Consider the following 21,320-nt stretch of genomic DNA (forward strand, 5'->3'; position numbering starts at 1 on the left):
CTGCGCGCCTGTGCAAACAGGCCATAAATGGTACGATAACCCTCCGGACATAAAATAAGGGTCTTGAAACATTACGATATTATCTTTGTCTTCTGTAATTTTGCTGGCCCTGTGCCACTTTTACCCAACTCAGCCCGCCTTCATGACCAAACCGTGCCCGGACAGGGAAATCCGCCTTCCACCAGACGCTCCGCACCAGGCTGGCGAGAGTGTTTTCCCGCCCGATCATGCGGCCATCACGATCAGGTGATATAACACTCAACCCCCGGTCCATCTGCCCGATACAGGCTGCAATCGGTCGGTCGGGTGACCGGCCGATTGAACAGTTCGGGCATCCATCCTATAACAACCTTAACGAGTGCGTAACAAAGTTAAGCGGGAGCTTATACCGACATGCTGCCTGCCAGCCTTTTCAAAAGTGTTGAAATTGCACCGCATGGCACCGCGTCAGAGAGCATCTGCACGGCTTTGCGCAAGGCCATACTGGAAGACCAGCTACAAGCAGGCCGCGCCCTGCCCCAGTCTGAGCTGGCCGCCGGGTTCGGGGTCAGCATTATCCCCGTGCGTGAAGCGCTCAAACACCTTGAGGCCGAAGGACTGGTGGCGTTTACACCCAACAAGGGCGCGCTGGTTATTGGTCTGGATGAAGCCGACATTCTGGAATACTCCCAGATTCGCGCAGTGCTGGAAGAACAGGCCGCCGCCGAAGGCGTACGCAACATGAGCCGCGTGGATTTTGCCCGTGTGGAAGACGCCTACGAAGCCTTTGTGACCGGTGTGGAAGGCCCACAGGGCATGATCCGCTCTGGTGTTCTTAACCGTGCGTTCCATAATGCCATCTATGCCGCAGCCCCCCGCCCGCGCCTGCTGGAAATGATAGAGGACCTGAACACCAGACTGGACCGTTACATACGCGGCCATCTGATTATTGAGGGCCGCACAACCATTACCCATGACGAGCACAAGGCTATTCTGGACGCCTGCCGTGACCGGGATGCGGATCTGTGTGCACGGCTGACGCGCATCCATATTCTGGAAGCCGCCAGAATCTCGGTGGATGTCTTCCGTCGCAGGCAGGCCGGGCACAATCCGGGCTGAGTGTTTTCAGCTTATAAAAATCCATATTTTGCAAACACTTGTTTATTTGGCCGATGCATCATGCCTGATTGAATAATATATGATGTTGCAAATCATATATTATCATGTCAGAGCGAAAAAATCATTGTGAAGCCAAAACCACCTGCGCCCCCGCAGAGGCCCGGTTTGGCGGTTGATTCGGATGAACAACGCCATGTCCTCTACCAACACATTTGCCCCCAATTTTTCCTCCCGCACGCCGCTGCGCAAAGCGATTACCCAGGCAATCCGCCGCCCCGAGCAGACATGCGTGGAGGCTCTGGCCCCCGCCGCAACGCTGAGCGTGCCAGAGGACAACGCCGTAGCCGCACTGGCCACCAGACTGGCCGAAACCCTGCGTAGCCAGCGCAACCCCGGACTGGTGGAAACACTGGTGCAGGAATTTGCCCTTTCCTCCGCCGAGGGCGTGGCGCTGATGTGTCTGGCCGAAGCCCTGCTGCGTATTCCCGACATGGCAACGCGCGATGCGCTTATTCAGGACAAGATTGGTGAGAGCGACTGGCTCTCCCACGTAGGGCGCGGCAAACCGCTCTTTGCCAACGCCGCCGCATGGGGGCTGGCCCTGACGGGCCGCGTGGTGGCCGAGCATAATGACAAAACGCTCTCTGGCGCGCTTATGGGTTTTGTGGAACGGAGCACACGCCCTGTTATTCGCAAGGCCGTGGATGCCGCCATGCGCATGATGGGCGAGCAGTTCGTGCTGGGCCAGACCATTGAGCAGGCCCGCAAGAACAGCGCAAAGCTTGAAGAAATCGGCTTCGCCTATTCCTACGACATGCTCGGGGAGGCCGCCTACACCGCAGCAGATGCCCAGCGTTACCGGCAGGATTACATTAACGCCATTAACGTTATCGGCCGCAGCGCCAAAGGGGGCAATGTTTACGAACGCCCCGGCATTTCCATCAAACTTTCCGCCCTGCACCCCCGCTATGCCCGCGCCCAGCATGCGCGGGTCATAGGGGAGCTTCTGCCGGTTGTGCAGGAACTGACCCTGCTCGCCCGCCAGTATGACATTGGCATCAACATTGATGCCGAAGAAAGCGAACGGCTTGATCTTTCGCTCGACCTGCTGGAAGCCCTGTGCGCTACACCGGGGCTGGAAGGCTGGAACGGCATTGGCTTTGTGGTGCAGGCCTACGGCAAGCGCGCCCCCTTTGTGCTGGATTACATTATTGATCTGGCAAAGCGCACCAACCGGCGGATTATGGTCCGCCTTGTTAAAGGTGCCTACTGGGACAGCGAAATTAAAAAAGCGCAGGTCGAGGGTATGGCAGACTACCCCGTGTACACCCGCAAATGCCATACAGACATCAGCTACATTGCCTGCGCACGCAAACTGCTGAACGCGCGGGATGTGATTTTCCCCCAGTTTGCCACCCACAACGCCCGTACCCTTGCCACCATTTACACACTGGCAGGGCAAAAATACGAGATCGGGTCTTACGAGTTCCAATGCCTGCACGGCATGGGCGAACCTCTCTACCGCCAGGTTGTCGGGGCAGACAAACTCAACCGTCCCGCACGCATTTACGCACCGGTTGGCACGCATGAGACACTGCTGGCCTATCTGGTCCGCCGCCTGCTGGAAAACGGGGCAAACTCCTCCTTTGTCAACCAGATCGGGGATAGCGCCATTGCCGTTTCTTCCCTGATTGAAAACCCCATCACATCCGCCCAGCACTACACGCCGTTTGGGGCCCCTCATTCCGAAATCCGCAAACCGCTCGACCTGTTTGCACCAGAACGCCAGAACTCCGCAGGGATTGATCTGGCCGATGACCGCGCACTTGAGGCACTGGCAGCAGGCATTGCAGCAGCGCCCCGGCAGTGGCAGGCCGCCCCCATTGTGCCCGGCGCAACACCCGGAGGCACCCAGCACCCGGTAACCAACCCCGCCGACCGGCGGGATCTGGTCGGCCACGTCACCTACGCCACGCCGGAAACCGTAAAACAGGCCGTGGACACCGCACAAAAAGGCTTTGCGGACTGGGCAGCCCAGCCCCCCACCGCACGGGCGGAATGCCTGCTCAAAGCCGCCAGACTGCTGGAAGACCGCCACCCAGCCCTTATGGCCCTGATCTGCCGTGAAGCAGGCAAATCACTCCCCAACGCTGTGGCCGAAATCCGCGAGGCGGTGGACTTCCTGCGTTACTACGCCACCACCATCCAGCGTGATTTTAATAACACGACCCATGTTCCCCTTGGCGTTGTGGCCTGCATTAGCCCGTGGAACTTCCCGCTTGCCATTTTTATTGGCCAGATTGCCGCAGCCCTTGCCGCTGGCAACGCCGTAATTGCCAAACCGGCGGAAGAAACACCCCTGATTGCAGCCGTGGCCGTAGCCCTTCTGCACGAAGCAGGCATACCCGCCCCTGCCCTGCAACTCCTGCCCGGTGAGGGCGACGTTGGGGCAGCCCTTGTAAGCAATGCCCGGATCATGGGGGTTATGTTCACCGGTTCCACTGCTGTGGCCCAACTGATCAACCGCCAGTTGCTCGACCGGCGCACAGCCACCGGCCAGCCCGTGCCATTTGTGGCCGAAACTGGCGGGCAGAACGCCATGATCGTGGATTCGTCCGCACTGGCAGAGCAGGTTGTGGCCGATGTTCTGGCCTCAGCGTTTGACAGTGCTGGCCAGCGCTGTTCCGCCCTGCGTATCCTGTGCGTACAGGACGACTGCGCGGACCACGTTCTGGCCATGCTGCGCGGCGCCATGCAGGAACTGCGGCTGGGCAACCCCAGCCTTCTGGCAACCGATGTGGGGCCGGTCATTACCCCCGAAGCCGCTGCCGGTATTACCGCGCATATTGAAGCCTTCCGCAGCAGAAACGCTCCGGTCCACGCCCTGCCCGTGCCAGACCACTGTGCCAATGGCAGCTTTGTGCCGCCAACACTGATCGAGGTCATGTCCATTCGGGACGTCGGGCAGGAAGTGTTTGGCCCCGTCCTGCATGTACTGCGCTACCCACGCGCCCGGCTTGCCTCTGTGCTGGCAGACATTAACGCCACCGGTTACGGCCTGACCTTTGGCCTGCATACCCGGCTGGATTCCACCGTGCAGAGCGTTCTGGAACAGGTGGAAGCGGGCAATCTGTACGTCAACCGCAACACCATTGGCGCGGTTGTAGGCGTGCAGCCTTTTGGCGGGCGTGGCCTGTCTGGCACGGGGCCAAAAGCGGGGGGACCGCTTATTCTGCGCCGCCTGCTGGCACAGGTGTCCCCCCTGCCACAGATTGCGCGCGGCACGACCCCACAGGCCATGACCGAATGGGCAGACTGGCTCCGCACGCAAGGCGAAAGCGAAGCCGCCCGGCGTGCCCATGCCCTTGCCAGCCAGCCGCTGACCAATGCCCAGATCACCCTGCCCGGCCCTGTGGGAGAACTGAACCTGTACAGGCTGGGCGCACGTGGCACGGTGCTGTGCATGGCCCAGACCATAGCGGGACTTTACGACCAGATCTCCCTCACTCTGGCGGGCGGGAACACCGCAGCCATTCTGGCGGACGCCACATTTCTGGCTGCCATTGCAACCCTGCCAGCGTCCATTAGGCAGTTTGTGCGACCTGTTTCCTCCGCCAAATCCCTCACATGCAGCATTTTGCTGAGCGATGCGGACAACGCGGCATTCCGCGCCACGCGCGCCCTGCTGGCTGCTGGCAACGGGCCTATTGTATCGGCCTATATCACCCAGAACGGTCTGCCCTCGATCGAAGCCGTGCTGGAGGAGCAGTCCCGCAGCATCAACACCACCGCAGCAGGGGGGAACGCCAGCCTGATGACCCTGAACTAGGCCGTAGGCTCATAAGCACGGAGCCATGGCCCCATGGAGGCTATGGCTCCGGGCCGGAGGAGCACCCCGTAAAAACCTGTGCCGCAGTCACGGCTTGTGGGCGTAGCCCGGAGTGACCAGAACCGGAAAGGCCCGCCATTACTGACGGGCCTTTCCGGTTTACAGGGTAGGGTTAAAAATCAGGCGGCCTGTTTATTCTGCATGGCAAAGTAGGATGCCAGAGCGTAGCAGACCACCGATGTACCCAGCGTTGCCAGAGCGGTCATACGCTCCTCGGGGTTGATCAACATGGCAACAAACACCAACACCACACCGGCAAGGGTTGCATAATTGCACAGCGGGAACAGGAACAGCGTGTAATTCCCTTTTTCCGTCCCATTCCGGCGGGCTGCAAAACGGGTGGTGATGTAGGCTGTCACAATCAGGCTGTAGATCAGCAGGATAACCCCACCACTACAGCTCAGCAGAAAGGCAAAAATGGTCTGTGGCGCCAGAATGGAAGAAAACGCCACCAGAGTCCCCGCAATGCTGCTGACCGTGATGGCAAGCCTTGGCGCGGAACTGACGGAGCGGCGGGTCAGGAACGCCGGGGCATCGCCCTGTGCGGCCAGTTCGGTCAGCACGCGCGAGGTAATATACATGGCGGAGTTAAGGCAGGAGAGAATGGCGCTCAGCACCACAATGCGCATCATCATACCCGCACCGGGAATGCCCATTGTATCCATGGCGGTTACAAAGGGGGAACGCCCGGCCACAATGCTGCTCCACGGCACGACAAGCAGGATCATGGCGACAGAGGCCAGATAGAACAGGGTTACGCGTGTGCCAAGGCTGCGGGTGACCCGCGCCACGTTCTTGTCCGGCTCGGGGGATTCGCCTGCGGCAACCGTTGCGATTTCCGACCCCATCATGGTGAACAGAATTGTGGGAATAATGGACAGCACCGCCACAATGCCATGCGGCATAAGGCCACCATGCCCCACAAGGTTATCCCATGCCGGTACGCCGGGACCAAAAACATGCATCACATACAGCCCGCCAACAGCCACAAAGGCCAGAATGCTGAACACCTTGACTGCGGAAAGCCAGAACTCGCATTCCCCAAACACGCGTGGTGCAGCAAAGTTGACCAGCTTCAGCAGCACGATCAGCCCGATGGACAACACCCATATTGGCAGGTGAATCCAGTCCTGAATCAAGATTGCTCCGGCTATGGCCTCGCTCCCCAGCACCACGACCCAGAAAAACCAGTAAAGCCAGCCCGAGGTAAAACCCAGCCTGTCCCCGTGTGCGGCGCGGATATATTCCACAAACGAACCACGGCCGGGGTCCGCCACCACCATCTCGCCCAGCATGCGCATGACCAGAATGACCAGAAACCCGACCATGACAAAAGCCAGCAGAACCGCCGGGCCAGTTGCCTGAATTGCGGCCCCGCTCCCCACGAACAGGCCCGCGCCAATGGTCCCGCCCAGCGCGATCATGGCGATGTGGCGGCTCCGTAGCCCGGTGGCAGGTTTAACGGAGCACCTGATAGTCTGCTCAGCCATGGAGAGGTCCTTTGTTCTTGTTGGTTTGGTGCGTTCATAACTCAAGGGAAATAAACTGGGAAATGCCCCTTAAAAATGCTTGTAGAAATATGCCTCGACCACCCCGGCATGGTGGCCAATTCTGGGCATGGGCTGCCCCCCCGGCACCCCGGCTTTAGACAGGGCGCGCCCTGCCGGTCCGGCAAAGGCCGCCCCGCCCGCCAGTGCGGCGGATGTGTTTTCGTCCAGCGTGTATTCAACCGAGGCGTCAAGCTCGTCCGACACGTGGCGGCCAGTGTTTCTGAGCCCCATACCCGTGACATGAATAAGCGACAGGTCATAAAAATGCAGACCAAGCTTGACCTGATCACCGGGGCGGATCAGGTGCACGGGGGGGATCACGGTCAGGTCAATCTGGTGGTCCTCCAGATCGGACAGGGGGGCCAGATACATGCCCACAATTTCACCCGGCCAGTAACCGCCATAGGTGTAGCGCTTACCGTCATACAAAAAGAACGTATCGTAGTTGTGCTTGACGCCGCCCTTGGCATTTTTGCCACCACCAAAGCGGGTGTAACGGTAAAAAACATGCGGGGTCCATGGCAGCATGGAAAACGTATAGCCCGGCTCAAAATACATTCCGTAAGCCGAAACCCCCTGATACCCATTGCCCGGATGGCTGTTCTGCTCCGAAACAAAATTGCCATAGACCGTAAAGTTCCTGGAAATACCCATGGCTTTGACCGGCAGCACCCTACCTCCCCAGCTCAGGGCGGCCACGTTCATGCCATTCCGGTCCGCGCGGGTTGAATAATCATAATGGGCGGATGTATCGGCATCACGCACGTGAAAATAGGTGAGCGTCACATAGGCGGCGCGGTCGGCATAAACCGATGCTCCATGCCCGCCAGCCTTGTTGGCAAACCATGTCACGTCAAACCCGACAAAGCTGGTTTTGGGCCGGTCAAAGCCCCGGTCAATATCATTATCCGAATTACTCTCAAGCATGAAAACATCGGCGCGGATGGGGTCGCCCTCCAGCTTGATCACACCGGGGCCGGAAAAGGCAAAACGGGGCGCATACCACCATGCCCCGCGCTCGCCCGAGCTATAGGTGCCCTTGCCAATCAAAAATCCGTCGTCCACCGCAAAAGCCTGACGCCCGCCCTGAACGGTAAAGACCTGATGCCCACCCACCAGACGCACCGGCACCCTTATTCCGGCATAAGCCTCTTCCAGATAGACCGAGCGGGGAGTGCCTGATGTTTGCGAGACCTGCTCGGCGTCCCCATCCCCAAGGGTCGTTGCGCCAATGGCTGAGGCACTGCCTATGATGTCAAACCCCCAGCCGGTCTTCCATTCCCCTTTAAGCATGGGTTTGCCATACAGTTCGCCGTAAGTCGTGTTTGCATGGCGTGTGTATCCACCCGATGCCCGAGGGGCATAGGAGCCACTACCAAAATTGATGTGAGGGAGATGGAATGCGGATCCCCCAATATCCAGCCCGCTCTGGATGGTTACGCCACTGACCGAGACAAGCGTCTGCTCCGCCTGCGCGGGTACGCTCTCACCCAGCATGCACAGCAGCAGGGAAGAGAAGCCAAACCTGAGCACACCCGAAAGCGCGGCTTCCGCCCCCCGGGCAGAACACACACGCCGCCTGTCAGCAGGATGAGGGACCGCAGCATGACCGGAAGCATAACTGAACAGACCAACATGAGTTTTGGGTCTTTGCAGCAGACCAGTCACGCCCAGAAGCACTCCCTTTGAAAATAAGCTATAGAGCCCGCGCCCCCATAACCCGGATAAAGCAATGACATATAATGATCGCATTATCCTATAATATGTTCAAGATGATATAAGAAAAAATACGTCACATCAGCATTTATGTATTATTGAAATCATATCCACACGGACACAAGTAATGGTGAAATTTTATATCGTTTCTTTTACGATTTATAATGAAAAATAACCTTAATATACCGATACCGAAATAATATACACAGCAATAAATTCAGCTTCTGTTAACCATGACAGCCCAATATATTCTAATGGATACATAAAGCGCAGCCCGCCCTCCCCGCTTATTGCGTATAAAATGCAGGGACACAGCTCTGTCCGGGCCTGACATGCTCGACGGCAGGTTTGGCGTGAGCTGGAAACATTTTTATCAATGATTAGAAGGGAGAAGCACGCATGGAGCGGATGAGGGGAATCGAACCCCCGTATGCAGCTTGGGAAGCTGCCGTTCTACCATTGAACTACATCCGCATGGCGCGTGGGCGGCTTATAGCGCGCTCCAACACGACTTGCAATGCCATACGGAATTATTCCGCCTCCACATCCGGGCCAACCAGATCGGAAATATGGCCCAGTTCAAGCAGACTCATGCCTTCAGGCGGGCGGGAACGTGCGCTCCCCCGTGCTATGCGGCGTGGCAGAACGGCCTGTGTAAAGCCCAGCTTGGCGGCCTCCTTGAGCCGTGCATCCGCCTGCGGCACCTGCCTGACCTCCCCCGACAGCCCGACCTCTCCAAAATACACGGCACCGGGGCTTGTGGGCACACCACTGGCAGCAGAAACCAGAGCCGCCGCCACAGCCAGATCCGCCGCAGGCTCAACCACCCTGAGCCCGCCTGCCACGTTAAGGTAAACATCCATGCCGGACAGCTTGAGCCCGCAGCGTGTTTCCAGCACCGCCAGTAACATGGCCAGACGCCCGCTATCCCACCCCACCACGGCACGGCGAGGCGCGCCATCCCCCCCTTTGGGGGAGAGCAGCGCCTGCACCTCCAGCAGCACAGGGCGCGACCCTTCCAGCCCCGCAAATACGGCGGAACCAGCAATATTGCCCCGCCGCTCGGCCAGAAACAGGGCAGAAGGGTTGCTGACCTCTTCCAGCCCACGGTCTGTCATGGCGAATACGCCAATCTCATCTGTCGCGCCGTAACGGTTTTTGGCAGCGCGCAGAATACGGAACTGGTGCCCCCGGTCGCCTTCAAAATACATGACCGCATCCACCATGTGCTCCAGCACACGCGGGCCAGCCAGTGCGCCCTCCTTGGTCACATGCCCGACCAGAATAAGGCTGAAGCCCCGGCGCTTGGCAGCCCTGATCAGCTCAAACGCGCAGGCCCGCACCTGCGAGACTGTTCCGGGCGCGCTATCCACCGTTTCCAGCCACATGGTCTGGATGGAATCGATCACCACCACCTTAACGTCCGGCTCGGCCTCCAGCGTTGCCACAATATCCGCAACGTTAATGGAGGCCGCCAGGTCCAGACTGGATTCCACAACCCCCAGACGGATGGCGCGCAGGCGGATCTGGTCCACCGCCTCTTCCCCCGAAATGTAGAGAACCCGCTCCCCCTTACCCGCCAGACGGCTGGCCGCCTGCAACAGCAGGGTGGATTTGCCAATACCCGGGTCCCCCCCGACCAGCACCACAGAGGCCGGAACCAGCCCCCCGCCCAGCACCCGATCCAGCTCCGCAATACCCGTGCCCGTGCGCGGAGGCAGTTCAACCTTGCCCCCCAGCCCGTGCAACTGCACACGCCGCCCCTTGCCTGCGCGGGATGAGGCCGAGGAGGCGGCCAGAGGCTCCACGGCCATTTCTTCCAGCGTATTCCATTCCTGACAGGCATCGCACTGGCCTGCCCACTTGGCATGAACAGCGCCGCACGCTCTGCACACATACTGGCGGGACGTTTTTTTGGCCACGAAGACTCCTCTGTTCCTGCCCTGTTGGAGCCTTATAAATGGAATAAAACAAGAACAAACTCAACCCCCGGCAGCAGGCATAACCCCACCCCACACCATTACGGGCCAAACGCCTCCGGGCCGACAAAACAAAACCATGCTTTGACGAACCCGGCCCGAACGGGTTACGGCTCTCACCACAGCAGACCCAGACCACACCCAACAGGAACAGACAGCCCGAACCCATGGATATGGTGCTTGATCTTGTGGCCCGCACAGGCCGCGCCACACTCTCGCTTGTCCGCAGCGCGGGCGCTCTGGCGCTCTTTGCACTGGCGGGGCTGTCCCACATTCTGCGGCCACCGTTCTACGGGCGCGTGTTTGTACGCACGTTTCTGGAAACCGGGTTTTTCTCCCTGCCGGTTGTAGCCCTGACCGCCCTGTTCTCGGGTGGGGTTATTGCGCTGCAATCCTATACGGGTTTTGCACAGTACCACGCCCAGAGCGCCATAGCCGGTATTGTTGTGCTGGCCGTAACCCGCGAACTTGGGCCCGTGCTGGCTGGCCTTATGGTGGCTGGCCGCGTGGGGGCCGCCATGGCCGCCCAGATCGGCACCATGCGCGTGACCGACCAGATTGATGCGCTGAGCACACTCTCCACCAACCCCATGAAGTATCTGGTCGCCCCACGCCTGCTGGCGGGCATGATCGCCCTGCCCCTGCTGGTTCTGGTGGCGGACGTACTGGGCGTGGCTGGTGGCTTTACGGTTGCCGTGGTCAAGCTCGGGTTTTCCCCCACAGCCTATATTACGGCAACACTTAACTCGGTTAAGGTCATGGACGTAACGGTGGGGCTGGTTAAGGCCGGGCTGTTCGGGTTCCTGATCACGCTCATGGGCTGCTATTATGGCTATAACAGCAAGGGCGGGGCCGAGGGCGTAGGCTCTGCCACCACATCGGCCGTTGTGGTGGCGTCCATTCTGCTGCTGGCCTTTGACTACCTGATTACAGACCTGTTCTTCTCACAATGAGTGCCGCAGCCATGGACCAGAGCATGACCAGTGCTCCCCCCAAAATCCGTATTCGGGACCTGCACAAATCCTTCGGGGATAAAAAGGTGCTCGATGGCATTTCGCTCGATGTGCCGCAGGGAACGTCGTTTGTCATTATTGGCGGCTCAGGCTCTGGCAAGTCCGTTCTGCTCCGCTGCATTCTGGGCCTGATGACCCCGGATTCGGGCAGTATTGAAATTGATGGCGAGGACGTGCTTGCAGCCTCCGCCAGACGACGCGACCAGCTCCGTAGCGAAATTGGCATGCTGTTCCAGAACGGCGCACTGTTTGACAGTCTGCCCGTGTGGGAAAACGTGACCTTTGGCCTGCTCGCCCTCAACAAGCTGACCCGTGCCAACGCGCGCGACAAGGCCGGGGCCATTCTGGAACAGGTGGGGCTGGCCCCTTCCGTGGGGGACCTGTTCCCTTCCGAACTGTCTGGCGGCATGCAAAAGCGTGTCGGGCTGGCGCGCGCCATTGCCGCCCAGCCCAACATTCTGTTTTTTGATGAACCCACAACCGGGCTGGACCCGATTATGGGCGCGGTCATTGACGGGCTGATTGTGGATTGCGTTAAAAAACTCGGCTCCACCGCCATTGCCATTACGCATGACATGGCCTCCGCCCAGCGGATCGGGGATGAAGCCGCCATGCTCTACAAGGGCAAACTGGTCTGGCAGGGGGCTGCGGCATCGCTCATGGATAGCGGCAACGATTACGTGGATCAGTTTACCCACGGCCGCCGTCAGGGCCCGATTACGATGGAATTAAGACGATAACGATTTTAACGGCCTTCTAATTACCTTGCCCATGGCAGGCGGGAATGAGATAGAGACATTCATATCCTTCTGTGGAGAAAGACACATAATGAAACGTGCGGTTCTGTTGCTGGCATGCGCGCTTGGACTTTCCGCCTGCGGAATGTTCCACCACCCTCCGCGCCAACTGACCAAACCCGCACAGTGGGAGCCCTTGGGCTACCACGACCACCTGAGCAGCAGCGACAACTAACCCGCACAGGCAACCCACCGGGAACAACACAGGGCCGCCCGGGCGGCCTATCCGGGCCCGTGTAGGTATAAGCACCATGCACCTGTGGCGACTGGCGAGACGGCATGGCTGCCCTTCCTGCCATCAGGCGCAGGTCGCGCAATGGCAGGCTGGTAATGCCAGTGCGCTTTACAGTATGGCGCTTGCTGCCGGACTGTTTTCAAAAAAGATAAACTTTTCTCACATTAATCCGACCATGGTATAAAGCGCTCCGGCTTTGCGCCATGGCGGCATGCAACCTGTTATCCGCCCTGATCGTTCCAAGCCGTCATGTTTCCTCCCCACGGCGCAAGGTTGCCTGATGCTTCGTATGCCTGTCCGCGTAGTTGTTTTACTTTCGCTCTTCCTCTTTTCCCTGCCCGGCCTGTCCGCTCCGGCGGGCGCGCAGAATACCGACCAGCCCGTAGCGGCAGGCAGTACGCTCACGCCGCTGATCATGGGCGCGCAGGATATTGTTTCTGACAAAACGCTTGATGAAATCGGGGCGGAAATCCGCTCGATCTACACAAATGGCGTCACGGAACAGCAGGCAGGGCACAGTGCGCTGGACCTGAGCACACTACTCCAGCGTGCAACGGCTGTTTCCACCCGGACAGACAGGTTGCTGGCGCGGATCAAACCGTATCAGGACATCTACCAGAACTTTGTGGATATTCTGGGCAAGCCCCCCGCCAAGGATGACCCGCCCGAAGCCGCCTCCATTACCGAGCAGCGCGCAAGCCTGAACCGACGGCAAAAAGATATTTCCGCCCGTATGACCCGGCTCAGGCTTTATCAGGTCGAGGCGCAGCAGCTCGTGAATGAACTGCGCCAGCATGACAGCGCCATCCAGCAGGCCACACTGTGGCAGCAGATGCCCTCCCCGCTTGGTGTCAACTTCTGGTCGCAGTTCGTGCAAACTGCGCCACAGGATGGCCGCAGGCTGAACGCACTTGGGGCCGAAACCCTTGCCATGCTGGCAACAGCCCTGACTGGCAAACGGGTTTTTATAACACTGGCAGGTCTGTGCGCATCCATCCTGCTGCTGGTGGGGTGGCTGAACGCACGTAGGCCCGTACGCCTGCTCTGTAGCCGTTTTTTGCCCAAAGGCCGCGTGCGCCCCATTGCCGCAACGGTGCTGTGCGGGGCAATAGGCGCGCTGGCCTGTGGCATTTCCTTTCAGGTTTTCTGGAACACGCTGGCGTTTGACAACCCCGCCGTGGGGGATGATCTGGTCCAGCTTGCCAGCATGGTCGCCACACAGGCCCCATTGTGCGGATTGGTACTTGAGCTTGGGTTCTGCTTTTTAAGCAGCAAGGCGGAATGGCGTGTTTTCAACATGTCGGACGATCTGGCCCGCAGCCTGCGCCTGTTCCCCGCATGGCTGGCCATTGCCATGATCGCGCGGGGCATCCTGCGGTATGTGGATACGCAGAGCGGGCTTTCCCTGCTGAGTGTACAGCTTATGAATGGGCTTTATACCCTTGCGGTCAGCCCGCTCCTGTTTGCCATTCCACGCAAGCTGCGTCTGACAGCCGCACAGGATCAGGAGGAAGATGCCGAACCGGGCATAACGGAGCAGACCCCGCCACTCGCGCAGTTTCTGCGTAGCATGGCCATGGGCATTTCCATCATCTGCTGGATTGCAGTACTTTCGGGTTATATTCCCCTCGCCTACACCCTGATCTCATGGGTGAGCGTCATGGCCCTGAGCATGACCGCGCTCTTGCTGCTGTCCATGCTCACAACCGCCATTGGGGGCGCACTGTTTGCCTCCCGCGCGCCGCTGGGCCGCCATCTGGTGGAACTGGGGCTGCCACCACGCCTGATCAATCAGGCCAGTATTCTTATCCCCGGCCTGATCAACGTGCTGCTGCTGGCTGTGGCTTATGCCGTGGCCACATCGGGCGCCAATTTTGACCCACCCCAGATATGGCAGCAGCTTTACGCCCTGTTCCACGGCACGGAAGACAGCAATACATCCTCCGTCTCGCTCGATGCCATTCTGCTGTGCATTGCCTTGCCTCTGGTGGGGTACCAGGCCATCAAAATTGTTAAATCGTGGTTCCAGCAAAGGTTTTTCCCTGCCACCAATCTGGACATAGGCGCGCAGGCCTCCATCCTGAGCATACTGGGATATGCGGCGTGGATCCTGATCGGGCTGGCCATGTTTGCAGCCCTTGGGGTTACGGTCAAAAGCATGACATGGGTTGTCAGCGCCCTGTCGGTGGGGATTGGTTTTGGCCTGCAATCCATTGTGCAGAACTTTGTATCGGGCATTATTCTTATGGCCGAACGCCCTGTGTCTGTTGGGGATGTGGTGACCATTGCAGGGGTTACCGGCAAGGTGGAGCGCATTAGCGTACGCTCCACGGACATAAGGCTGGACGACAAATCCACCATGATTGTCCCGAACTCGCAGTTCATTACATCCGCGGTCAAAAACGCCACACGGGCACAAAAGCCCGGCGTGTTTACCGTGGAACTGGACCTGCCCTTTGCCTCGGACCTGAACAAGGCCAGCAGCGTGGTTATTGCCACCCTGAGCGCTTGTGCCGATACCGACCCGGACAGCCCCCCGACCGTAAGCATGACATCGGTTGCCGACGGCTCGGCCGTACTGACCGGCTCTGCCAAAGCACGCGACGGGGTGGAAATAAAAACCGCCCGCAGCAGCGCGCTGTTTGCAATCTGGCAGGCTTTTCAGGAAAACGAGATCCCCGTCACATTCCGCCAGACCGTGCGCGCACCCTAAGCGCCAGCCCATACCCGGCTCTGTGGCGCGCACCCGCTACAGAACCGGGTTTTTAACCAGCACCCCACAGCAAAAAGCCCGGCCTCATGAGGGGAGCCGGGCTTTTTTACGTACAGGTCACGCCAGCCAGATGGGGCGGGCATTACTGCTCGTGAATATTGTCCAGATCGGCAAAGCGTGTGTATTCGCCTTCGAAAAACAGGTTGATGGTGCCTGTTGGCCCATGACGCTGTTTTTCCAGAATCAGTTCGGCCTTGTTATGGACCAGCCCCATCTTGCGCTGCCATTCGTCCATGGCCACTGCGTATTTGTCCATGGAATCATAGGCTGTTTCCTTGGGCATACGCTGTTGCAGGTAATATTCGTCACGATAGACGAACATCACCGCATCGGCGTCCTGCTCGATGGAGCCGGATTCACGCAAGTCAGACAGCATTGGCCGTTTGTCCTCGCGGCTTTCCACCTGACGGGAGAGCTGGGACAGCGCAATAACCGGCACTTCCAGTTCCTTGGCAATAGCCTTGAGGCCCTGCGTGATCATGGAAATTTCGAGCACGCGGCTTTCGGGGCGGGTGCCAACGGAGGGGCGCATAAGCTGGAGGTAATCCACCACAATCAGGCTCAGCCCCTGCGTGCGCTTGAGGCGGCGGCAGCGTGTACGCATGGCCGAGAGCGAAATGGCAGGCGTATCATCAATCAGCAGTGGCAGGCGGGACAACTCGTGGCTGACCCGCACAAACCGGTCAAACTCCTTTTGCCCGATATCACCCCGGCGGATACGCTCGCCCGATACCTCGGCCTGTTCGGACAAAATACGTGTGGCAAGCTGCTCGGCCGACATTTCGAGTGAGAAAATGGCAACAGACCCATTGGGTTTGCCTCCTTTTTCCTCCGCGTCATCCATCAGGGAGCGCGCGGCGGAAAAGGCAATCTTGGTCGCCAGCGCCGTTTTGCCCATGGCCGGACGCCCTGCCAGAATAAGCAGATCAGACGGATGCAGCCCACCGGTCTTTTTATCCAGATCCCGCAGGCCGGATGTCAGGCCCGTGACGTGCCCTTCGCTCTGGAAGGCTAGGGCCGCCACATTGATCGCGCCTGTGAGCGCCTTGTTGAAGGCGACAAAATCGCCCTCCTTGCCTTTTTCGGTCGCCAGCTTGAACAGGGCTTCTTCCCCTGCCTCAATCTGGTCAGGGCCGGACAGGTCCCCCGTTGCCCCAAAAGCGCTGTTAACAACATTTTCGCCAATCTCAATCAACTGCCGGCGGATCCACGCATCATGGATGGCGCGCCCGTAATCCCCGGCGTTGATAATCCCGACCATGGACGTCAGCAGTTTGGCCAGATAGGCCATGCCGCCCACGTTATCGAGCATGCCGGAGTTTTCCAGCTCCGCGCGCATGGTAACGGGGTCGGCCAGTTGCCCGTTTTCGATCCTGCGGGCAATGGCGGCATATAACTGCCCGTTTACACGGTTGGCAAAATGCTCACCGGCCAGAAAGTCGGATACCCGGTCATACGCCCGGTTATTGGTCAGCAACGCGCCCAGCAGCGCCTGCTCGGCCTCGATATTGGCCGGAGGCTGGCGCAGGGTCAGCCCCAGCAGGCCATCTTCCTTTGGTTTGTCGGTCTGTGTTGTCATGCTCACATTCATGGCCTGTTACGGGTGCGGGTCTGGCATATGGCGCGGGGCAAGTCGGTCTTTCAGGCACCAAAGGTTGCCACAAAATCGGCAAGTCCGGTCTGCCTGCGCGTCAGCAGGCGGCCCGCCACCAGCACGGAGCGCGCCTCGGCCACGGCCCGGTCCAGCTCTGTGTTGATGATAACATTATCAAACTCCTGCCAGTGCGAAATTTCATCCCGCGCGGCAGCCATACGCCGGGCAATTTCGTCCGGATGGTCGGAACCGCGCCCCTTGAGACGGCGCTCCAGTTCCTCCAGAGAGGGCGGAAGCACAAACAGACCGATCACATCCCCCGGCAGGGCCTCGCGTATCTGCCGGTGTCCCTGCCAGTCTATGTCGAACACCATGTCATGGCCTGCGGCAAGGGCCTGCTCCACCGGAGCACGGGGGGTGCCGTAGCCCCGGCCGAACACAATGGCCCATTCGAGCAGGTCACCCGCCTGCGCCATGGCCTCAAACTGCTCCATGGTCCGGAAATAGTAATGCACACCCTCTTTTTCCCCCGGTCGGGGCTGGCGCGTGGTCACGGACACGGAATGCTTCAGTTTTGTGTCCGACGCACGCAGTGCATTGGCGATTGTTGACTTGCCAGCACCCGAAGGAGCGGAAATAACAAGGCATACGCCCCGCCGCGTTGCCTGACCCGGATGAGCCGTTCCATTGTGCGCCATACTGCTCTTTTCACACCCTGCCTGTTCAAACTTACGCTCTTGCCTCTTCATGCCAGAAGCGGCCATGCTGCGCCACCGCGCTCTATGCCACAAGGAAGGCGGACCTTGCCATGCAACACAACACTGTTCTCATAACCGGCGCATCCTCTGGTCTGGGGCGCGCACTGGCCCAGACTCTGGCCCGGCCCGGCCGCACGCTCTGGCTGGGAGGGCGCAACACCGCACGGCTGGAAGAAACGGCACAACACTGCATAAGCCGTGGCGCTGCCGTCCACCTGAATATATGCGATGTCACAGATACCGCAGCCATGGCGCAATGGGTGCATGGCACAGGTGGGGTGGACATGGTTCTGGCCTGTGCGGGCATTACCGGTGGCACGCGCAGGCCCACAGGCCCGGATAGCGCTGCCACCGAACCGCAGGCCCAGATCCGCCGGATTTTTGCAACCGACCTGACCGGCGTGCTCAATACCGTGCTCCCCGCACTGGAGCTGATGCAGGGCCAGCCCCGCGCCGCGGATGGCCTGCGCGGGCGCATCTGCGCCATTTCCTCCGTAGCCGGGCTTGTCTCCTTCCCCGGCACGCCCTCTTACAGTGCGGCCAAGGCGGCGGTGGACCGGTTTATGGTCGCAACCGGGGGCAACGCCAAAAAGGCGGGTATTCTGCTCAGTTCGGTTGTCTGCGGTTTTCTGGACACGCCCATGGTGGCGCACAACACGTTCTCCATGCCCGGCCTGACCGATGTTAACAGCGCAAGCCGCCGCATTCTGCGCGGGCTTGCCCGCAATGAGCGGCGTATTACCTTCCCACTCTGGCTGGCGGCGGGCTCACGCCTTATGGACCTGTTACCTATCTCGCTGGCAGAAGCCTACTATAACAACCAGCCTGCCGGAGCCCCCGGCAGCATGCCCGAGCCCGACCTGAGTTGACCCCAGCCCCACCCCCCGGCCCAATGCAGAAAAAACCTCAGACATGACGCAGGACACCCCCCGGCGCGCACATGCCGTAATGGAGGACATGTCCGCCACCGCCGTGCGCGAACCTGTGCCCGAACACCTGAAAACCATGCGAATGGACCGCGTGTTCTGGAGCCATTTTGCCCCCAATCTGGGTCTGGGCGGCTGGGTTACGGGGGCGCTGCTGGTCAGCATGGGGCTGGATTTTAAAACAGGCGTTGCCGCCGTAATACTGGGCAACCTGATTGGCGCACTCCCCGTGGCACTGGCCGCTGCCATTGGCCCTGTAACCGGGCTGACGCAAATGGAGGCATCCCGCCGTGCGCTGGGGCAGATGGGCCTGCGCCTGCCTGCGTTCCTGAACTGGATTTACTGCGTGGGGTGGGACGCGGTGAACAACGTCCCCGCAGCAACCGCCCTGATTGCACTGCTTCTGGCTGGCGGCATACACGCCCCGTTCTGGGCGGCCCTTGGCGTGCTGGCCGGGGTGCAGATGCTGGCCTCCATTTACGGCCATCATGTGGTGCAGACCTTGCAGAAATATCTTGGCGCGTTCCTGCTGCTGGCCTTTGCGTTTATTGGCATTGTGTTTGCCCTGCGCGGGCAGGCGCCACTTGGCAGTCATCACCCCGTCAGCGTGAGCACATTCTTGCTGGCTGTGGGGGTTCTGGTCAGCTTTAACCTGTCATGGGCGTCTTATTCTTCAGATTATACGCGCTACCTGCCTGCCAGCGCCAATCCCAAAAAAGTGGTGCTGCTTGCGCTGGCCGGGTTGCTGGCTTCGGCCATTCCATTCCAGATTCTGGGCCTGATCTCAGCCGGTAGTGTGGCAGATGCTTCCCCCACAGCGGTTATTGCATCGCTCCTGCATACTCTGGGCCCACTGGGCACGTTTGCGCTGGCTGCCATTGCGCTGTCTTCCATTACCGGCAATTCATTCAATGACAACACGGCAAGTTACAGCCTTATTTCCGCCGGGGTGCATGTACCCCGCGTTGCCGCAGCCATACTGACAGCCACACTGGGCTACGTGCTGGCCGTAGCCGGTGCGGGGCGATACACAACGCTCTACACTGACTACCTGATGGTCACCCTGTACTGGATTGCCCCGTGGATAGGCATTGTGCTGGCGGACTGGTACTGCACAGACCACGCCCCACGGCCCACGCCAAGCGGATGGACACGGGGTGCCAGCATATTTGCCATAACCACCGCCCTGACCGTTGGCCTGTTTTCCACCAGCAGCCTGTACACCGGCCCCATTGCCCGCTGGCTGGGTGGGGCCGATATTGGGTATTATGTCGGGTTTTTTGTTGCTGCTGGCTGTTACGCGGCAGGCATGCCGCGACGCACCAGTTCGTAAAGCCCGAGTGCAGCCGCAACGGACACATTCAGGCTTTCCATCTCACCGGGCATGTACAGCCCGGCAATTTCATCACAGCTCTCACGCGTCAGGCGGCGCAGGCCACGCCCTTCGGCCCCCAGCACAAGGGCTACGCGTCGCCCGTCAAACCCGGCACCGTTCAGAATTGTGCCGCCAGCATCCAGCCCCACTGTCCAGCAGCCCGCCTTTTGCAGCATTTCTATTGCGCGGGAGAGGTTGACCTCGCGCACAAAAGGCACGGTTTCCAGCGCGCCGGATGCGGCCTTGGCCAGCACGGCGGTTTCTTCCGGGGCATTGCGGTCCTGCACCACAATGCAGGCCGCCCCAAAGGCTGCGGCAGAGCGCAGTATGGCGCCAACATTGCGCGGGTCTGTGACCTGATCAAGCACCAGCACGGGGCCGGGGCGTTCCAGCGCCTCCTCCAGCGAGAGCGAAGGCAGAATCTGCGCCAGCATGGCCACACCCTGATGCACCGCCTCCGGCCCCAGCAGGTCGTCCAGCCGCGCGCGCTGCACCAGTTCGGGGTTGACCTGCAAGCCCCGCCCACCGGCACGGGCGGCTTCTTCGAGCACCGGGTGTTCGGCCTCGGTCACCAGCAGGCGCTCGTACACCCTGCGCGGGTTGGCCAGAGCCGCCGCCACGGCATGTGTGCCAAACAGCCAGCATTTGCCCGCCGGAGCCGTACCATCGCGCCCACCGCCACCATGGGCGGATGAACGGGAGCGGCGTGCGGGGCGTGCGGCTTTGCGGGGGTTCTGCATGGACAATACGGTTCCAGGTTGGAGTCACTCTGCCTCTCCCCTAGCGCATGAGCGGGGTCTCCGCCTATCCCTGCAACAGCGCGGGGATTATCTTTAGTCTGTCGCAGGGCATGGGCGTAGCAGGGAATGGACATTCCCCCCCTGCGGCTGTAATCCGTCTGATGCAAAGCAGCCTAGACACAACAGCAGAACGGGAGCGCCCCATGTCCGCAGCTCAGGGCCCATGTGCGGGCGCCATTACCCTGTATAAAAATGACCTGCCCGATGGCCTGCGCTTTACCGGCTCCATTGCCGTGGATACGGAGACAATGGGCCTGAACCCGTACCGGGACCGGCTCTGCCTTGTCCAGCTTTCCAGTGGAGATGGCACGGCCCATCTGGTCCAGCTTATGCCGCCCTCCCTTGGTGGAACCGGGTATGACTGCCCCAACCTCAAGCGCGTTCTGGCAGACCCCACGCTGACCAAAATCATGCATTTTGCACGGTTTGATGTACGCATTCTGCAACATGCGCTGGGTATTACGGTCAGCCCCGTTGTATGCACCAAAATTGCGGCCCGGCTGGTCCGCACCTTTACGGACCGCCACGGGCTGGCCGCCCTGTGCCGGGACCTGCTGGGCGTGGACCTGAGCAAACAGCAGCAAAGTTCGGACTGGGGCGCGCCAGAACTCAAACCCGAGCAACTGGCCTATGCCGCCTCGGACGTGCTGTACCTGCACGCGCTGTGGCACAAGCTGGACGCCCTGCTGGAGCGTGAAAACAGGCGCGATCTGGCGCAGGCATGCTATGATTTTCTGCCCACGCGCGCACGGCTGGACATGATGGGTTACGAAGACCCGGATATTTTCTCTCACCGCGCCTGAGCAACGGCGTATCT

At 60.0% G+C, this 21,320-nt stretch carries 15 protein-coding genes and 1 tRNA gene; 9 read left to right on the forward strand and 7 right to left on the reverse strand.

Features of this window, described 5'->3' with window-relative positions:
• Nucleotides 1-393: 393 nt before the first annotated feature.
• Together HNR55_RS02685 and putA are read left to right on the forward strand one after the other, a co-directional pair.
• Complete coding sequence (locus HNR55_RS02685; protein ID WP_166110926.1) at nt 394-1,098, forward strand: GntR family transcriptional regulator; 705 nt, start codon at nt 394-396, stop codon at nt 1,096-1,098.
• A 193-nt stretch (nt 1,099-1,291) separates the two neighbouring features.
• Nucleotides 1,292-4,927, forward strand: a complete 3,636-nt coding sequence (gene putA / locus HNR55_RS02690) for a bifunctional proline dehydrogenase/L-glutamate gamma-semialdehyde dehydrogenase PutA (protein ID WP_242005387.1) — start codon at nt 1,292-1,294, stop codon at nt 4,925-4,927.
• A 179-nt stretch (nt 4,928-5,106) separates the two neighbouring features.
• On the opposite strand, the gene HNR55_RS02695 is transcribed toward putA, so the two are convergent.
• The 4 genes from HNR55_RS02695 to radA all read right to left on the reverse strand — a co-directional run bounded on the left by HNR55_RS02695 (nt 5,107) and on the right by radA (nt 10,175).
• Nucleotides 5,107-6,477, reverse strand: coding sequence for an amino acid permease (locus tag HNR55_RS02695; RefSeq protein WP_166110932.1), 1,371 nt, complete (start codon nt 6,475-6,477; stop codon nt 5,107-5,109).
• Between the two features lie 69 nt (nt 6,478-6,546).
• Nucleotides 6,547-8,034, reverse strand: a complete 1,488-nt coding sequence (locus HNR55_RS02700; protein WP_166111283.1) for a hypothetical protein — start codon at nt 8,032-8,034, stop codon at nt 6,547-6,549.
• Between the two features lie 619 nt (nt 8,035-8,653).
• A tRNA-Gly gene (locus HNR55_RS02705) sits at nt 8,654-8,727 on the reverse strand.
• A gap of 56 nt (nt 8,728-8,783) precedes the next feature.
• A complete protein-coding gene (gene radA / locus HNR55_RS02710; RefSeq protein ID WP_166110934.1) occupies nt 8,784-10,175 on the reverse strand; it encodes a DNA repair protein RadA in 1,392 nt (463 codons plus the stop codon).
• Between the two features lie 224 nt (nt 10,176-10,399).
• On the opposite strand from radA, the gene HNR55_RS02715 reads away from it, so the two are divergent.
• The 4 genes from HNR55_RS02715 to HNR55_RS02730 all read left to right on the forward strand — a co-directional run bounded on the left by HNR55_RS02715 (nt 10,400) and on the right by HNR55_RS02730 (nt 14,990).
• The gene (locus HNR55_RS02715; protein WP_166110937.1) at nt 10,400-11,185 is read left to right on the forward strand and encodes an MlaE family ABC transporter permease; all 786 of its coding nucleotides are present in this window, start codon (nt 10,400-10,402) and stop codon (nt 11,183-11,185) included.
• Nucleotides 11,186-11,196: 11 nt separating this feature from the next.
• A complete protein-coding gene (locus HNR55_RS02720) occupies nt 11,197-11,985 on the forward strand; it encodes an ABC transporter ATP-binding protein (RefSeq protein WP_184382550.1) in 789 nt (262 codons plus the stop codon).
• 88 nt (nt 11,986-12,073) lie between these two features.
• The gene (locus HNR55_RS02725; protein WP_166110940.1) at nt 12,074-12,217 is read left to right on the forward strand and encodes a hypothetical protein; all 144 of its coding nucleotides are present in this window, start codon (nt 12,074-12,076) and stop codon (nt 12,215-12,217) included.
• 349 nt (nt 12,218-12,566) lie between these two features.
• Nucleotides 12,567-14,990, forward strand: coding sequence for a DUF3772 domain-containing protein (locus tag HNR55_RS02730; RefSeq protein WP_373318128.1), 2,424 nt, complete (start codon nt 12,567-12,569; stop codon nt 14,988-14,990).
• A 142-nt stretch (nt 14,991-15,132) separates the two neighbouring features.
• Here HNR55_RS02730 and HNR55_RS02735 read toward each other — a convergent pair whose 3' ends face one another.
• Nucleotides 15,133-16,629 (reverse strand): replicative DNA helicase, encoded by a 1,497-nt coding sequence (locus HNR55_RS02735; RefSeq protein WP_086645231.1) that lies wholly within the window; start codon nt 16,627-16,629, stop codon nt 15,133-15,135.
• A 62-nt stretch (nt 16,630-16,691) separates the two neighbouring features.
• Nucleotides 16,692-17,342, reverse strand: a complete 651-nt coding sequence (gene gmk / locus HNR55_RS02740) for a guanylate kinase (protein ID WP_166111289.1) — start codon at nt 17,340-17,342, stop codon at nt 16,692-16,694.
• 110 nt (nt 17,343-17,452) lie between these two features.
• Between gmk and HNR55_RS02745 the strand changes: the two genes are divergently transcribed.
• Both HNR55_RS02745 and HNR55_RS02750 read left to right on the forward strand, forming a co-directional pair.
• Nucleotides 17,453-18,271: an SDR family NAD(P)-dependent oxidoreductase gene (locus HNR55_RS02745; RefSeq protein WP_166110948.1), complete on the forward strand. Its 819-nt coding sequence runs from the start codon at nt 17,453-17,455 to the stop codon at nt 18,269-18,271.
• Nucleotides 18,272-18,314: 43 nt separating this feature from the next.
• Entirely contained in the window at nt 18,315-19,661 is a 1,347-nt protein-coding gene (locus HNR55_RS02750) for a purine-cytosine permease family protein (protein ID WP_166110951.1), read from the forward strand.
• On the opposite strand, the gene rlmB is transcribed toward HNR55_RS02750, so the two are convergent.
• Entirely contained in the window at nt 19,625-20,443 is an 819-nt protein-coding gene (gene rlmB / locus HNR55_RS02755; protein ID WP_095349081.1) for a 23S rRNA (guanosine(2251)-2'-O)-methyltransferase RlmB, read from the reverse strand. The two genes, HNR55_RS02750 and rlmB, sit on opposite strands and share 37 nt — an antisense overlap.
• Nucleotides 20,444-20,646: 203 nt before the next feature.
• On the opposite strand from rlmB, the gene HNR55_RS02760 reads away from it, so the two are divergent.
• Nucleotides 20,647-21,306, forward strand: a complete 660-nt coding sequence (locus HNR55_RS02760) for a ribonuclease D (RefSeq protein WP_242005388.1) — start codon at nt 20,647-20,649, stop codon at nt 21,304-21,306.
• Nucleotides 21,307-21,320 lie beyond the last annotated feature (14 nt).

Origin of the sequence: Acetobacter lovaniensis, from assembly GCF_014207635.1 — a bacterium.
Taxonomy (GTDB): domain Bacteria; phylum Pseudomonadota; class Alphaproteobacteria; order Acetobacterales; family Acetobacteraceae; genus Acetobacter; species Acetobacter lovaniensis.

Excerpts from the sequence above, each read along its gene's own strand:
- putA (WP_242005387.1), top strand. The coding sequence starts at position 1,292 with ATGTCCTCTACCAACACATTTGCCCCCAATTTTTCCTCCCGCACGCCG.
- gmk (WP_166111289.1), bottom strand. The coding sequence starts at position 17,342 with ATGGCGCACAATGGAACGGCTCATCCGGGTCAGGCAACGCGGCGGGGC.
- HNR55_RS02735 (WP_086645231.1), bottom strand. The coding sequence starts at position 16,629 with ATGACAACACAGACCGACAAACCAAAGGAAGATGGCCTGCTGGGGCTG.
- HNR55_RS02685 (WP_166110926.1), top strand. The coding sequence starts at position 394 with ATGCTGCCTGCCAGCCTTTTCAAAAGTGTTGAAATTGCACCGCATGGC.
- rlmB (WP_095349081.1), bottom strand. The coding sequence starts at position 20,443 with ATGCAGAACCCCCGCAAAGCCGCACGCCCCGCACGCCGCTCCCGTTCA.
- HNR55_RS02750 (WP_166110951.1), top strand. The coding sequence starts at position 18,315 with ATGACGCAGGACACCCCCCGGCGCGCACATGCCGTAATGGAGGACATG.
- HNR55_RS02700 (WP_166111283.1), bottom strand. The coding sequence starts at position 8,034 with ATGCTGGGTGAGAGCGTACCCGCGCAGGCGGAGCAGACGCTTGTCTCG.
- HNR55_RS02760 (WP_242005388.1), top strand. The coding sequence starts at position 20,647 with ATGTCCGCAGCTCAGGGCCCATGTGCGGGCGCCATTACCCTGTATAAA.
- HNR55_RS02715 (WP_166110937.1), top strand. The coding sequence starts at position 10,400 with ATGGATATGGTGCTTGATCTTGTGGCCCGCACAGGCCGCGCCACACTC.
- HNR55_RS02725 (WP_166110940.1), top strand. The coding sequence starts at position 12,074 with ATGAAACGTGCGGTTCTGTTGCTGGCATGCGCGCTTGGACTTTCCGCC.
- HNR55_RS02730 (WP_373318128.1), top strand. The coding sequence starts at position 12,567 with ATGCCTGTCCGCGTAGTTGTTTTACTTTCGCTCTTCCTCTTTTCCCTG.
- HNR55_RS02695 (WP_166110932.1), bottom strand. The coding sequence starts at position 6,477 with ATGGCTGAGCAGACTATCAGGTGCTCCGTTAAACCTGCCACCGGGCTA.
- HNR55_RS02720 (WP_184382550.1), top strand. The coding sequence starts at position 11,197 with ATGGACCAGAGCATGACCAGTGCTCCCCCCAAAATCCGTATTCGGGAC.
- HNR55_RS02745 (WP_166110948.1), top strand. The coding sequence starts at position 17,453 with ATGCAACACAACACTGTTCTCATAACCGGCGCATCCTCTGGTCTGGGG.